The organism is Pauljensenia sp. 20925_1_25, from assembly GCF_041433955.1.
Classification (GTDB): domain Bacteria; phylum Actinomycetota; class Actinomycetes; order Actinomycetales; family Actinomycetaceae; genus Pauljensenia.
The window spans coordinates 58,071-71,179 of sequence record NZ_JAPWCL010000006.1; the positions used below are offsets into that span (position 1 = coordinate 58,071).

The 13,109-nt window shown below is 64.7% G+C and carries 15 protein-coding genes; 1 reads left to right on the forward strand and 14 read right to left on the reverse strand.

Features of this window, described 5'->3' with window-relative positions:
• Positions 1-80 precede the first annotated feature (80 nt).
• From O3932_RS04225 to O3932_RS04285, 13 genes are all read right to left on the reverse strand, one after another.
• Positions 81-380 (reverse strand): DUF2469 domain-containing protein, encoded by a 300-nt coding sequence (locus O3932_RS04225; RefSeq protein ID WP_021611788.1) that lies wholly within the window; start codon positions 378-380, stop codon positions 81-83.
• Positions 381-435: 55 nt separating this feature from the next.
• Positions 436-1,107, reverse strand: coding sequence for a ribonuclease HII (locus O3932_RS04230; RefSeq protein ID WP_371536453.1), 672 nt, complete (start codon positions 1,105-1,107; stop codon positions 436-438).
• A complete protein-coding gene (gene lepB, locus O3932_RS04235; protein ID WP_371536456.1) occupies positions 1,104-1,850 on the reverse strand; it encodes a signal peptidase I in 747 nt (248 codons plus the stop codon). Before lepB ends, O3932_RS04230 begins: the two co-directional genes overlap by 4 nt.
• Positions 1,851-1,961: 111 nt before the next feature.
• Positions 1,962-2,318 (reverse strand): 50S ribosomal protein L19, encoded by a 357-nt coding sequence (rplS, locus tag O3932_RS04240; RefSeq protein WP_009648633.1) that lies wholly within the window; start codon positions 2,316-2,318, stop codon positions 1,962-1,964.
• Between the two features lie 154 nt (positions 2,319-2,472).
• The gene (gene trmD, locus O3932_RS04245) at positions 2,473-3,846 is read right to left on the reverse strand and encodes a tRNA (guanosine(37)-N1)-methyltransferase TrmD (RefSeq protein ID WP_371536459.1); all 1,374 of its coding nucleotides are present in this window, start codon (positions 3,844-3,846) and stop codon (positions 2,473-2,475) included.
• 1 nt (position 3,847) lies between these two features.
• Positions 3,848-4,360 (reverse strand): ribosome maturation factor RimM, encoded by a 513-nt coding sequence (gene rimM / locus O3932_RS04250; RefSeq protein WP_371536462.1) that lies wholly within the window; start codon positions 4,358-4,360, stop codon positions 3,848-3,850.
• 89 nt (positions 4,361-4,449) lie between these two features.
• Positions 4,450-4,689, reverse strand: a complete 240-nt coding sequence (locus O3932_RS04255; RefSeq protein ID WP_003792828.1) for an RNA-binding protein — start codon at positions 4,687-4,689, stop codon at positions 4,450-4,452.
• 2 nt (positions 4,690-4,691) lie between these two features.
• Positions 4,692-5,150 carry a 30S ribosomal protein S16 gene (rpsP, locus tag O3932_RS04260; RefSeq protein ID WP_009648590.1) on the reverse strand — a complete coding sequence of 153 codons (459 nt, stop codon included), beginning with the start codon at positions 5,148-5,150 and terminating at the stop codon, positions 4,692-4,694.
• A 224-nt stretch (positions 5,151-5,374) separates the two neighbouring features.
• Positions 5,375-6,481 carry an amidohydrolase family protein gene (locus tag O3932_RS04265; RefSeq protein WP_299241586.1) on the reverse strand — a complete coding sequence of 369 codons (1,107 nt, stop codon included), beginning with the start codon at positions 6,479-6,481 and terminating at the stop codon, positions 5,375-5,377.
• A 3-nt stretch (positions 6,482-6,484) separates the two neighbouring features.
• Positions 6,485-8,068 carry a signal recognition particle protein gene (ffh, locus tag O3932_RS04270; protein WP_299241583.1) on the reverse strand — a complete coding sequence of 528 codons (1,584 nt, stop codon included), beginning with the start codon at positions 8,066-8,068 and terminating at the stop codon, positions 6,485-6,487.
• 100 nt (positions 8,069-8,168) lie between these two features.
• Positions 8,169-9,398 carry a signal recognition particle-docking protein FtsY gene (gene ftsY, locus O3932_RS04275; RefSeq protein WP_314736069.1) on the reverse strand — a complete coding sequence of 410 codons (1,230 nt, stop codon included), beginning with the start codon at positions 9,396-9,398 and terminating at the stop codon, positions 8,169-8,171.
• A 57-nt stretch (positions 9,399-9,455) separates the two neighbouring features.
• Positions 9,456-9,851 carry an ABC transporter gene (locus O3932_RS04280; RefSeq protein WP_314736070.1) on the reverse strand — a complete coding sequence of 132 codons (396 nt, stop codon included), beginning with the start codon at positions 9,849-9,851 and terminating at the stop codon, positions 9,456-9,458.
• 126 nt (positions 9,852-9,977) lie between these two features.
• Positions 9,978-11,468 (reverse strand): RNA polymerase sigma factor, encoded by a 1,491-nt coding sequence (locus tag O3932_RS04285; RefSeq protein WP_371536467.1) that lies wholly within the window; start codon positions 11,466-11,468, stop codon positions 9,978-9,980.
• 145 nt (positions 11,469-11,613) lie between these two features.
• On the opposite strand from O3932_RS04285, the gene O3932_RS04290 reads away from it, so the two are divergent.
• Positions 11,614-12,717: a polyprenyl synthetase family protein gene (locus O3932_RS04290; RefSeq protein ID WP_371536470.1), complete on the forward strand. Its 1,104-nt coding sequence runs from the start codon at positions 11,614-11,616 to the stop codon at positions 12,715-12,717.
• A gap of 18 nt (positions 12,718-12,735) precedes the next feature.
• On the opposite strand, the gene O3932_RS04295 is transcribed toward O3932_RS04290, so the two are convergent.
• A complete protein-coding gene (locus O3932_RS04295; RefSeq protein ID WP_299241571.1) occupies positions 12,736-13,089 on the reverse strand; it encodes an Rv2175c family DNA-binding protein in 354 nt (117 codons plus the stop codon).
• Positions 13,090-13,109 lie beyond the last annotated feature (20 nt).

Sequence of the window (13,109 nt, forward strand, 5' to 3'; positions counted from 1 at the left end):
CCCCCTGTGGATAGGAGGCGGCACGCGCGAGGCCCTGTGGATACACCGCGACACGGCGAGGGGCCTGTGGATGGAGAACGCTACGGGATGTCGAGTTCTGGCTTCGACAGCTCCTCGACATTCACGTCCTTGTAGGTGATGACGCGAACTGATCGAACGAAACGCGATGATCGATAGATGTCCCAGACCCACGCGTCGGTCAGCGTCAGCTCAAAAAACACGTCGCCGCCGACGGGACGCGCCTGGACATCGACGTGATTGCACAGGTAGAAACGCCTCTCAGTCTCCACGACAAACTTAAACAAGCCAATGACGTCGCGGTATTCCTTGAAAAGCTCCAGCTCCAGGTTGTTCTCATAACCTTCGATTTCTTCGCTCACGGACCCCATCATGCCGGGGAAGACCACATGGGTCACCCTGCCACCCCGGCGCGCCCTACTTTGTGGGCTTCGTCGGCATCTTCCATGAACGCCGATGAAAAACGCTCACACCCAGCTCAGCGATAGCGCGCGCATGCGCGGCAGAGCCGTATCCCTTATTCGAGGCCCAGCCGTATCCGGGATCCTCGGTCTCTGTCATGAGGCGGTCGCGCGCGACCTTGGCCAGGACGGACGCGGCGGCCACGACCGCGCAGGATAGGTCGGCTTTGACCTGCATACGAACGGGAAGGGCGACGCCGAAAGGATCCTCGGGTCCGTCGATGCCCCCGAACAGGTCGTCGGGTTCGGACAGCCAGTCATGGGAGCCGTCCAAGAGGACGCCGCCGGGGACGAGGCCTCGGCTCGCGACCTCGGCGAGGGCACGACGCCCAGCCAGGCGCAGCGCGACAATGATCCCCCACCGGTCGATCTCCTGAGGTGAGGCGTATCCGACGGCACAGTCTTTGACCCAGGACTGAATAGGCTCGATGAGAGCGTCGCGACGGCGCGGGGTGAGCGCCTTGGAGTCGGTGAGTCCGGCGGGGACGGGCGGAGCGTCCGCCCCGATGAGGGCGACGCCGACGGCGACAGGGCCGGCGAGAGCACCGCGACCGACCTCGTCCATGCCGGCGACGATCCCCCAGCGCGTCGCGAGGGACATCTCGAGGTCACGCGAGGCTGTGCTCATGAGGACTTGGGGACGGATGCGAAGGTTTCGGGGCGGCCCACATCCGTACTCCAGTGAGAGGTCGGCCAAATGACGGCCTGAACCGTACCAACGACCGAGGAGACAGGGACGTAGGGAGACTGGCCCTCACCCATGTGATAGCGCGAGTCGGCGGAGTTGGAACGGTTATCTCCCATGACCCACAGATGTCCCTCGGGAACGGTGATATCGAACGTACGCTCACCGCAGGGCACCTGCCCGTTCGCGATGTAGGGTTCGTCGATCTCAACACCGTTGACGCTGACCTTGCCTGTGGTGCTCTGACACGTCACGTGATCGCCACCGACACCGATAACACGCTTCACGAGGGTCTGCTCGCCACCGGCAGGGACGAAGCCTGTGAACTCTCCGATCTTGCGGATCGCGGAGGGAGACGTGATCTCCGTAGGTCCAAGCCACCCGAGCGTATCGTCGAAGACGACGACATCACCACGGTGAATGTTTGATCGAAGCGCATCGACACGGGAGACCGCGATACGGTCGTCCTCCACCAGCGTGTTACGCATCGAGGGAGACGGGATCCAGAAGACCTGGATGATGAAGGCACGCAGCAGTGAGGAGATGAGGAGTGCAACGACGATGATAACGATGATCTCGCGCAACCACACCAAGGGGTTACGCCGTGCCCGTGCTTCCGCGCGCTCGCGATCCCGGAGCGACGGCGCGTGAGCCGGTCCGAGTTCAGGGCTTGCAGTCGAGATCATGCATTCTCCTTTATTCCTCGTGGACCATCCAAGAATACGGCGAGGCCCGACACCAGCGCGCGGTGTCGGGCCTTTCCGTGAAAAATGCCAAGGCACGTGGCCCGGCTAGCCTCACTCGGCCTTGCCGGAGCGGTGCTCCTTGATCTTCGCAGCCTTGCCGTGACGCTCACGCAGGTAGTAGAGCTTGGCGCGGCGCACGTCGCCCTTGGTGACGACCTCGATGTGGTCGATCGTGGGGGCGTGAACCGGGAAGGTACGCTCAACGCCCACGCCGAAGGAAACCTTGCGGATCGTGAACGTGGAGGACACGCCGTGACCGCGGCGAGCGATCACAACGCCCTGGAAGACCTGGATACGGGAGCGGTTGCCTTCGATAACCTTGACGTGCACCTTGAGGGTGTCGCCCGCGCGGAACGGCGGGATATCATCGCGCAGCGAAGGCGCGTCAACAGCGTCCAGCTTCTGCATTTTTTCTCCTTGACGCCTCTGCCGCAGGTCGGGGGCGCCTGGTTGGGCGGGTCTGTGCCCGCTCATTCGTTCGTCTGATTGTGCGCCTCGGTGTCCCCCTGCGGCAGGATGAACCACGCACAATCCTGGCTAGTATCCCATACATCGGGCACGTTTAGGCGAGTTGCCTGCCGTCAGCGCCCGTGAGATGACGCACCATCACAACGTCGTGGTTAAGGACGCCGCCAACATCGAAGGTGCGGGTGGAACGACGACGGAACCCATGGCGTTTGTAGAAGGCCTGCGCATGCTTGTTGGCGCGGTTGGTGCCCAGAGCCACGGACGTGTGCCCGCACTGCGCCGCATCGGCGAGCGCACGCTCGACGAGCGTATCGGCGATGCCACTGCCCCTCCACGGCGCGTCGACGTAGCACTTGGACAGGTACGCAGCGTCGGCTTCAACCTTTCCGGGGCGCACGCATTCGTCGGGGATCGCTCCCTTGCCGACGACCGTCAGCGTGTATCCGACGAGGGCACCATCAACTTCGGCGACCAGTATTCGGTACCGCCCTGGCTGACTGGCCACGGCCTCGAACATGTCGGGGCTTAACTCGGCCGCAATGAACGCGTCAATGGCCTCGCGGGGTAGATCGGGAGGGCACGCCTCGGGGAAGGTACGCGCGGCCAGGGCACTGAGCGCGTGCGCATCCCCGGCCTCGGCGCTACGAATGTCGACGGGGCGAGCCGCCCCCTCACGCGGGTACGCGACACCGCAGGCGGCCAAAGCCGCGCGGTCCTCACGGCCAAGCGAGTCGGCGCGCAACGACAGGGCAATGTCGGGACGCACCGCAGCGGTCTTTTCGATCGCACGGTCGCGTCGCCAGCGCTCGATGGCCGCGTGGTTGCCTCCCAGCAGAACCTCTGGAATCTCCAAAGAACGAAACTCACGGGGTTTAGTGAAAACAGGATATTCGAGGAGACCCGCGCCCGAGTGCGACTCCTCGACGAGCGAGTCGGGATTGCCCATGAAGCCGTCCAGGAGGCGCGCGACTGCCTCGGTGAGCACCATCGCCGCGACCTCGCCACCGTTGAGGACGTAGTCACCGATGGAGAACTCCAACACCTCGACGCCCGCTCCCCGGTAGTGCTGGGCCACGCGCGCATCGATCCCCTCGTAACGCCCACACGCGACGATAATCTGATCGGCGCACGCCAGGTCTTCAACAAGGGGCTGGGTCAGCGGGGTACCCGACGGTGTCGGGATCGCGAGGATACGCCGCGACGAGGCCGGGGTCCCATCCTCGTCACCGGTGCGCAGCGGGATGGCGAGCACCTCATCGAGGGCGCGCGCCCACACGTCTGCGCGCATGACCATGCCGGCGCCGCCACCGTAGGGAGTGTCGTCGACGCTGCGGTGCTTGCCGGTGGCCCACTCGCGCAGGTCATGGGCTTCAACCGAGACGAGGCCAGCATCCTCTGCCTTGCCCATGAGGGAGAGCGTCAGGGGCGCGAAATAATCGGGAAAGATCGAAATAAGGTCGAAACGCACGCTACTCGCCGTCCCGCTCAGAAACGGCCTGATCGTCGAACAGGCCTGGGGGTGCGTCGATGACGACGAAACCGCCCTCCACGTCAACGGTGGGGACGAGCTGAGTGACGAAGGGAACCATGACGGTACCTGCCTGAGTCTTGACGAGCAGCAGGTCCTGGGCGGCACCGGGGGTCAAACCGCTGACGGTACCGAGTACCTCGCCACTTCGCGTGCGGGCCGCAAGACCCTTGAGCTGATGCGGATACCAGGCGTCCTCTTCCTCGTGCTCCTCCACAAGCAGTCGAGCGCCGCGCAGCGCTTCGGCCTCCTCGCGCGACACGCACTCCTCGAAGGAGGCCAGGACACGGTCCTTATGGACGCGGATGGATCGGACCGTCACCGCAGTGCCGCGTCCCGCGACGTCCAGGCGCGCGCCCGGTGTCAACACCTCCGGATCGTCACTGCGAACGTCGAGAATGACCTCACCGCGCAGGCCGTGAGCGGGGCCGACGATAGCGGCTGTGAGCTGCATGGGTTCTCCTCATCATGAACGGGAATCTGTCCGAAGGATACAACGAAGGGGTCCGGCGGTGCCGGACCCCTTCGTGACGTGTGCGAGTCTTACTCGCGATCCGTGTCAACAACGTCGACTCGGACGGTGCCGCGCGTAGACAGCGCACCCATGACGGTGCGCAGAGCGCGAGCCGTCCGACCGCCACGACCGATGACTCGTCCCAGGTCCTCGGGGTTCACGCGAACCTCAAGGAGCTGACCGCGTCGCATCGAGCGAGGGGTCACCTCGACATCTTCGGGGTGGTCAACGATGCCGCTGACCAGGTGCTCCAGCGCGTCGGCGAGCATGCTCAGGCATCCTCTCCAGCGGCTTCGTCAGAAGCCTGCTCGGCCTCGGCGGCAGCCGCGGCAGCAGCAGCTTCTTCCTCGGCCTTCTTGGCGGAGGCAGCAGCCTTGGACTTCTCGGCCGCAGCCTCGGCGTCCTTGATGGCCTGCTCGGCCTGGGCGGCCTTGTCGGCCTCGGAGACGATGACGCGGGAAACCGCGTCGGCCTTGCCGTTGTGCTTAGCAATGTCACCGGTCAGGACCAGCAGGTTGCGGACCTGGTCGGAGGGCTGAGCGCCAACACCGAGCCAGTACTGGGCACGCTCAGAGTCGATGCGGATGATCGACGGGTTCGGCTGAGGATCGTAGTAGCCGACCTCTTCGATGACGCGGCCGTCACGCTTCTTGCGGGAATCGACGACGACAACGCGGTACTGGGCGGCATGGATCTTGCCCATGCGCTTCAGGCGAATTCGAACTGCCACTTGAGTGGTCTCTCCATTTCAGAATTGGTGTGGACCTTTGCGTCCCGAGGTGGGAAACACAGGGGTCGCATCGGACCGGGACACGACGACACGCAGTGAGAGGGTCTACGTTCCGCCGGGTACAGCTAGCGATTATGCCATAATTCGAGCCTGAATCCCACAGGGGAACGCCATGCTTGACACTGCAGCGCGGTTAGATCCATCACTACACATACGTGGAGTGTCTAGGGACGCTCCCACGCACACTCTCCCCCGATATATACGGAGGTCGGCCTCGCGAGGGCGAGCGGGTCGGCGCGCGGATCATCGTCAAGTATCAGCAGATCAGCGTCCGATCCTTCGACGAGGCCGGGGCGGCCCAGGTATCGGAGACTGACCCAGGTGGACGCGTCGATGACGGCCTGGGACGAGGCACCCCAGCGCGACCACAGGTCAAGCTCGCCCGCGATGGAACCGTGCTCCTGGTATCCACCAGCATCGGTTCCCTGCAGGAGGAGGATGCCTGCGTCCAGAAGCATCTGGAAGTGTTCGACACGCGTGTCATACATGCGCTGCATGGTGGCCGCGTAGACGGGGTACTTAGTCCCCGCCTGCGCGGCGAAGTCCGCGAAAAGCTCAACCTGGCGCAGGGTCGGCGTTACGGCGATGCCGCGCGCTGCGATCTCACTGGCCTGGTCCGCGTCGATGCCGCTGCCATGCTCAATGTCATCGACACCCGCTTCAATGAGCGAATCAATGACGCGGTGAGAGAAAGCGTGGACAGCGATGCGTGCCCCGGCCTCGTGCACGGCGGCGACCGCCTCGCGCAGGACGGAGGGATCCCACAGCAGCATGAGGTCAGCGTCCGCGCCGCCGCTGCGGTCGATCCAGTCACCGACGATCTTGACCCAGCCGTCGCAGCGCCCCGCCATGTTGGCCAGGACGCGGGGCAGCTCACGCTGATCCTCGACATCCAGCGGCAGGTCACGCATGTAGCGCTTGGGCCGCGCAACGTGGCGGCCGCAGCGGATCAGGCGCGGACCAACAAGGTCGTTCACGCACGAGTTATCGACGGGCACGCCACAATCACGCACGAGCGTCACGCCACTGGCAAGCGTGAGCGCCGACTGCCGGATCATCTCCTCGGGCGACACCGGGCCGGACGAGGAATAACCAATGTGGCAGTGCGCGTCCACCATGCCCGGCACGATAAAGCCGCAGCGCTCGGCGCGATTCGCCAATTCGTCACCGACGCGACGAATAAGTCCGTCGGACACAGACCACGTACCGCTCACCCACCGCGGGCGAGCGAGCGCATCCTCAGCCCACAGGCCGACGCCGGTGACGAGCACGGCTCAGAGCTGTCCGAGCATACGCTTGACGTCGTCCGGCAGATCGTCAATCGTCGGACGCGCGGCGGGTGCCTGAGCGGCACCACCAAAGGAGGATCCCTGGGGGGCGCTGCGCTCCGATGGGGGCAGCATGGCCTCAAGTTCCTGCTGGCGGCGCTTCGCGGGATTACCGGAGCGAGCCTTCTTCTTCACGCGAGCGCGCTGGGCCTGTGCCTTACGGGCATTCACCTTCTGCTTGGCCTTGCCGCCGCGTCCCGGCAGGGCACCCATGCCGGGCACTCCCCCACCCATCTGGCCCATTTGGCCCATCATTTCGCGGGCAGCCTCAAAGCGCTGGACAAGCTGGTTAACCTCTTTCACCGTCGTGCCCGAACCGCGGGCGATACGCGCGCGGCGCGAGCCGTTGAGGATCGAGACATCCTCACGCTCGGCGGGCGTCATCGAACGGACGATAGCCTCGACGCGGTCGACCTCGCGCTCGTCGAAGTTGTCGATCTGCTCGCGCAGCTGGGCAGCACCCGGGATCATGCCGAGCATCTTCTTCATGGACCCCAGCTTCTTAATCTGCTGAAGCTGGGTGAGGAAGTCGGCGAGGGTCAGTTGGCCGGCCAGGGCCTTGGAGGCGACCTTTTCGGCCTCCTCAGCGTCCATCTTCTTCTCGGCCTGCTCGATGAGGGTGAGGATGTCACCCATGTCGAGGATGCGCCCGGCCATACGATCCGGGTGGAAGCGCTCGAAGTCATCGAGTCCCTCGCCCGTGGAAGCGAAGAGAATCGGAGCGCCGGTCACGCCGCGCACAGACAGGGCGGCACCGCCTCGCGCGTCGCCGTCCAGCTTGGACAGGACCACGCCGGTAAATCCGACGCCATCGCGGAATGCCGTCGACGTGGACACCGCGTCCTGACCAACCATGGCGTCCAGGACGAACATGATCTCGTGCGGGTTGACGGCGTCGCGAATCGCGATCGCCTGGTCCATCATCTCCTGGTCGACGCCGAGGCGACCGGCGGTATCGACGATGACGACGTTGATGCCGCTCTGGCGGGCGAACTCAACACCGCTGCGTGCGACCTCGACGGGGTTGCCCACACCGTTGCCGGGTTCGGGAGCCCACACCTTGACGCCGGCGCGCTCGCCGACGACCTGAAGCTGTTGGACGGCGTTAGGGCGCTGGAGGTCGGACGCCACGAGGAGGACGGTCTTGCCTTCCTCACGCAGCCACTTGCCGAGCTTTCCGGCCAGGGTGGTCTTACCGGCACCCTGAAGGCCGGCGAGCATAAAGACGGTGGGACCGGACTCCGCGAAAGTCAGTTCGCGGGTGGCACCGCCCAGGATCTCAACGAGTTCGTCGTGGACGATGGAGACGACCTGCTGGCCGGGGTTGAGAGCCTTGGAGCGGGCCGCACCGTAGGCCTTCTCGCGAACCTGGGAGGTGAACTGACGGACGACGGGAAGGGCGACATCCGCCTCGATGAGGGCGCGGCGGATATCGGAAATCGCCTGATCGACGTCGGACTCGGTCAGGACCCCGCGACTGCGCAGGGTGCGGAAGGATTGGGTCAGGCGATCTGACAGGTTTCCAAACACGTGTGTTCTCCCAAGATGGCTACAGTACTAGGTCAGGTTAGCGCACCTCGGCCCCGGTCGTGTGACCAGGGCCGAGGATAGTGGCGTGGCAAGTGGGTGCTTAGGCGCGGCCCACGATCGCGTCGACGAAACCCTGCGGGTCGAAGGGTGCCAGATCGTCCGCACCTTCGCCGAGGCCGACGAACTTCACGGGAACGCCCAGGGCCCGCTGGACCGAGACAACGATGCCGCCCTTCGCGGATCCGTCAAGCTTGGTCAGCACAATGCCGGTCACTCCGGTCGCTTGCGCGAACACCTCCGCCTGCTTCATACCGTTCTGACCGGTGGTGGCGTCCAGGACCAGGAGGACCTCGGAGACGGGGGCCTGCTTTTCCATGACGCGCTTGATCTTGCCAAGCTCATCCATGAGTGTGGACTTGTTCTGCAGACGGCCCGCCGTGTCGACGAGGACGACGTCGACGTCGCGTGCAATGCCCTCGCGCACAGTCTCGAAGGCAACGGATGCCGGGTCGGCACCTTCTCGGTCGCTTCGCACAACGTCGACGCCCACGCGCTCACCCCACGTGGCGAGCTGGTCGGCGGCGGCGGCGCGGAAGGTATCGGCAGCGCCCAGGAGGACGGACTTGTCTTCCGCGACGAGGATGCGCGCAAGCTTACCGACGGTCGTCGTCTTGCCGGTGCCGTTCACACCAACCATGAGGACGACGGCTGGCTTGGACGTTCCGTCCGCCTCCGGGCGGGTCAGATCAAGAGAGCGGTCCATGTCGGGGCCGACGAGGGCCAGGAGTTCCTCGCGCAAGATCTCACGGATGCGAGCCTCGTCAGTCGTGGACTCGACGGCGACACGGCGCTTGAGCGCCTCCATGAGGGAATCGGTCGCCTCCAAGCCGAGGTCCGCGATGAGCAGGGACTCCTCGATTTCTTCCCAGTCTGCGGCACTGAGCTGGCCTCGACTGAGAACTCCGAGGATCGCGCGGCCAAGTGCGCCGGAGGAAGCGAGACGTTCGCGCAGGCGCTCCATGCGCCCACGCACGGGTTCGGGCCGTTCGACGGCCGGCTCGGCGGTGATCTCCGCTTCAGCCGGGGCGGCGGACTCTTCCGATGCCTCGGGGCCGGCGCGAGGCCGCTCTGGGCTTTCCTCATCGGCTTGCGTCGGCGTTGGGCTCTCACCGGTGGCGGGCACCTGGGGCTGGGCCGGGACCGAAACGTCCTCGGACGGGCGCTGACGCGAGCTGACGACCAGGCGGATGACCAGGCCGACCAGCACGGCGAGCACCAGGCCGACGACGACTGCCCACGGCGTTTGAAGGAATGAAACAAATGCGTCCATGGGGCCATTATCCCCCATGGACGCATCCGGATGAAAGCGTGAGTCTCGCCGGGTGCGTTACTGACCCTGCGCCTTGCCTCGCGAGCCGCCACCGCGCTTGTTTTCCTTGCCGTTGCGGTCGAACCGACCACTGACACGCCCGGTGACATTTTCGAGGCGATCAACGCCGGGCAGCCGATCAGCATCGAAGTACGCGCTAGAAGAGTCAGCAGTGCTCAAAAGAGCATCCAGTGACGCCGTACGCGGAACGACAGGCCCATCGGAAGACGACGAGGCACGCTTAGGTAAGGAATGCGTGCGCACATCCTGCGTGATTTCCTCGCGCTCACGCTTGATAACACCCTTCCAGTCGTCGGCACTGCGTCGCGACAGCGCGAGGACGGCCACAACACCGGCCGCGACGACGATAACCAGAATGACAGTCACAACAAGAATCAGCGTACCCTCAAGCATGTCTTCATCCTGCCCTACCAACCCCATTCAGTGCGACGAGGCCACCCGAAGCTGATCGCATTGTGACGATGTTGTCATGGGGGCCAGGAACGTATGTTCCTGGCCCCCATGTACGTACGGTGTACGTCAGTCGAGGTAGTCGCGCAGAACCTGCGAACGCGAGGGGTGACGCAGCTTCGACATCGTCTTGGATTCAATCTGGCGGATGCGCTCACGCGTGACGCCGTAAACCTTGCCGATCTCATCGAGCGTCTTAGGCTGGCCATCACCCAGGCCGAAACGCATGGAGACGACACCGGCCTCACGCTCCGACAGCGTGTCGAGGACGTGGTGGAGCTGTTCCTGGAGCAGAGTGAAGGATACGGCGTCGGCAGGCACGATAGCCTCGGAGTCCTCAATGAGATCACCGAACTCCGAATCGCCGTCCTCACCCAGCGGAGTGTGCAGCGAGATGGGTTCGCGGCCATACTTCTGGACCTCGACGACCTTCTCGGCAGTCATGTCGAGTTCCTTCGCCAGTTCCTCGGGGGTGGGTTCACGACCCAGGTCCTGCAGCATCTGGCGCTGGACACGGGCAAGCTTGTTAATGACCTCGACCATGTGCACGGGGATGCGGATCGTGCGAGCCTGGTCAGCCATCGCTCGGGTGATCGCCTGACGGATCCACCACGTGGCGTAGGTCGAGAACTTGTACCCCTTCGTGTAGTCAAACTTTTCGACCGCGCGAATAAGACCGAGGTTACCCTCCTGAATGAGGTCCAGGAACTGCATGCCGCGACCGGTGTAGCGCTTAGCCAGCGACACGACCAGACGCAGGTTGGCCTCGAGCAGGTGGTTCTTCGCCTGCTGACCATCCTGGGCCAAGAAGTGCAGCTCGCGACGCTCACGGCTGGTCATCTCGTCGGCCTGGTTCTTCAGCTTGTACTCGGCGTACAGGCCAGCCTCGATACGGCGGGCCAGGTCGACTTCCTGCTCGGCGTTCAACAGGGAGACCTTGCCGATCTGCTTGAGGTAGTCCTTCACAGGGTCGGCGGTCGCGCCAGCGACCGTCACCTGCTGGACGGGCTCGTCGGTCTCGTCAGAGTCGGAGACGACGAATCCACCCTTGACGTGAATGCCGGCGTTCGTGCGTTCGCGCAGCGCGGCACCCTCGGCTGCCTTCGTCTCTTCTTCCTCAGGCTCCTCTTCGCCCTCGGTCACATCCTCGTCGTCGGTATCGGTCTCCAGGTCCGGATCCTCAAGGTCTTCACCCGTGGGATCAAAGTCTTCTTCTTCCGCGACCTCGAGATCCGGCGTCACCTCCTCGATAACCTCCGCATCCTTCTTCTTGCGGCCGCGAGGTTTCTTGGCGGCGGGCTTCTTCTCCTCGGCACCCTCCGCCGCCCGCTTCGTGGTCTTCTTGGGAGCAGCCTTCTTCGCGGGAGCCTTCTTCGCGGCGGACTTCTTGGCGGCAGGCTTCTTCTCCTCGGTGCCCGAGGCTGCCTCAGCCTTCGCAGTCGACGCGGCCTTCCTGGTGCGCGTCGTCTTCTGCGCGAGGGCTTTCACCTCCGGGGCGTCCTCAGTCGTCGCGGAGTCCTTTGCCGAAGCGCGCGATGCACTCACACGGGTCCCTTTCATTGATGGGTATGCAAAACAGCGCCGATTGCAAATCGGCATACCATCACCAGTTTAGTGCGTTACTCGATAGTTTTCCTGACGGTAGGTGTGACGCTTCCCTGCCTAAGGCCCGCGCATACCCTCGCCCGTCAGTTACAGTGACCACATGAGTCTGAGCGAGAGTTTCTCCGTGCTACGTCCCCACATCGACGAGGCGACCGCGACCGCCCTGGCACGCCTCCTTGCCCGCGCGGGCGCGACACCGCGCTCGTCCGCATTCTCCGAGGCCGTAGTTTCCTCGGCGGAAGGAGGCAAACGCTTCCGCGCTCTCATGGCCCACGTCGGCTGGTCACTGAGTTCGGGCAGGCCCCTGTCGGAGGCGCGCCTGCCCCACCTGGCAGCCGCACTTGAGCTCTACCAGGCCAGCGCCCTCGTCCACGACGACATCATCGATCATGCGGATGAGCGGCGCGGTGCACCGACGCCTCACCGCCGCCTCGCAGACCTCCACCGGGGCGCGGGATGGATCGGGTCGTCAGGGACCTTTGGCCGCAACGCCGCGATTCTCGTGGGAGACTTCCTCTTCTCGGCAGCGAGCGCCGAGGCCGACGAACAGGCGTTGGACCTGCCCGAGGCGAATGCACGCGCTTTCGCCCGCAGCTTCGCCGACATGCACGCTGAGGTTGCACTGGGCCAGTACCTCGATATCATGGCCGAACAGAGTCCGCTGGATCCCCGGCGCGCCGACGCGCTGAGCGCAGCCGATTCCCTCGATGTCGCCCTGCACAAGTCCGCGCACTATTCCGTCGTTCGTCCCGCCCAGCTCGGCGCGATCTGCGGAGCCAACTCGACACACATCATCGACGACATGACCGACACCCTCGATGCAATCCTGACGCCTTGGGGGCTGGCCTTCCAGCTGCGCGACGACGACCTCGGCGTCTTCGGAGACCCAACAGTCACCGGCAAGCCAGCCGGGGACGACCTGCGCGAGGGCAAGCGAACCGTCTTGCTTGCCCTGACCTGGGCGGCCTCCTCCCCCGCCGAGCGCACAGCTCTTGCGAACGTACTCGGGGTTGCAGAGGCTTCGGCCGACGAAATCGCGGTCGCGACACAGATCATCGAGCGCAACGGACGCAGCGCGCACGAGGCTGAAATTGCGAACCTCGTCGCACAAGGCCACCGCGCACTTGACGCGTCAGCCTTCGGCGACGAAGCATCCGCCATGCTGCGTGAACTCTGTGACATCCTCACCGCCCGGCGCGCCTAGACACCGGGGGCGAGGACATCAGAATGCCAAGGCCGAGGCGATGCGATTGACGCGGTGGTGACGACCCGAGGTGAGCGCGTCGATGGGGCGTTCACCCAGCTCGTCCTGCACGGCGTACAACCAGGCCAGGGATTCCTCGGGAGTGAAGCCGTCATCGGCCAGGAGGGTCAGCGTCCCCTGCAGGACGGGCAGCGGTTCCCAGCCGTTTTCGCCCTTCACGATGATGTCGCGGGGTACCCCGCGTTCGCCTGACGCAGAGCGCGCCTCGATCAGGACGCGGTCACGAATCAGCTGTTTGAGGCGGCGTTCCTCAATACCGAGCAGACGGCACACCTCGTCGGTGGATAACAGGGTCATATCAGCACTGGTCATGACCGCAACACTACCGCATC

Excerpts from the sequence above, each read along its gene's own strand:
- O3932_RS04280 (WP_314736070.1), bottom strand. The coding sequence starts at position 9,851 with ATGCTTGAGGGTACGCTGATTCTTGTTGTGACTGTCATTCTGGTTATC.
- O3932_RS04255 (WP_003792828.1), bottom strand. The coding sequence starts at position 4,689 with ATGCTCGCCGACGCGCTGGAGCACCTGGTCAGCGGCATCGTTGACCAC.
- ftsY (WP_314736069.1), bottom strand. The coding sequence starts at position 9,398 with ATGGACGCATTTGTTTCATTCCTTCAAACGCCGTGGGCAGTCGTCGTC.
- O3932_RS04290 (WP_371536470.1), top strand. The coding sequence starts at position 11,614 with ATGAGTCTGAGCGAGAGTTTCTCCGTGCTACGTCCCCACATCGACGAG.
- O3932_RS04285 (WP_371536467.1), bottom strand. The coding sequence starts at position 11,468 with ATGAAAGGGACCCGTGTGAGTGCATCGCGCGCTTCGGCAAAGGACTCC.
- lepB (WP_371536456.1), bottom strand. The coding sequence starts at position 1,850 with ATGATCTCGACTGCAAGCCCTGAACTCGGACCGGCTCACGCGCCGTCG.
- rplS (WP_009648633.1), bottom strand. The coding sequence starts at position 2,318 with ATGCAGAAGCTGGACGCTGTTGACGCGCCTTCGCTGCGCGATGATATC.
- O3932_RS04295 (WP_299241571.1), bottom strand. The coding sequence starts at position 13,089 with ATGACCAGTGCTGATATGACCCTGTTATCCACCGACGAGGTGTGCCGT.
- O3932_RS04230 (WP_371536453.1), bottom strand. The coding sequence starts at position 1,107 with ATGAGCACAGCCTCGCGTGACCTCGAGATGTCCCTCGCGACGCGCTGG.
- rimM (WP_371536462.1), bottom strand. The coding sequence starts at position 4,360 with ATGCAGCTCACAGCCGCTATCGTCGGCCCCGCTCACGGCCTGCGCGGT.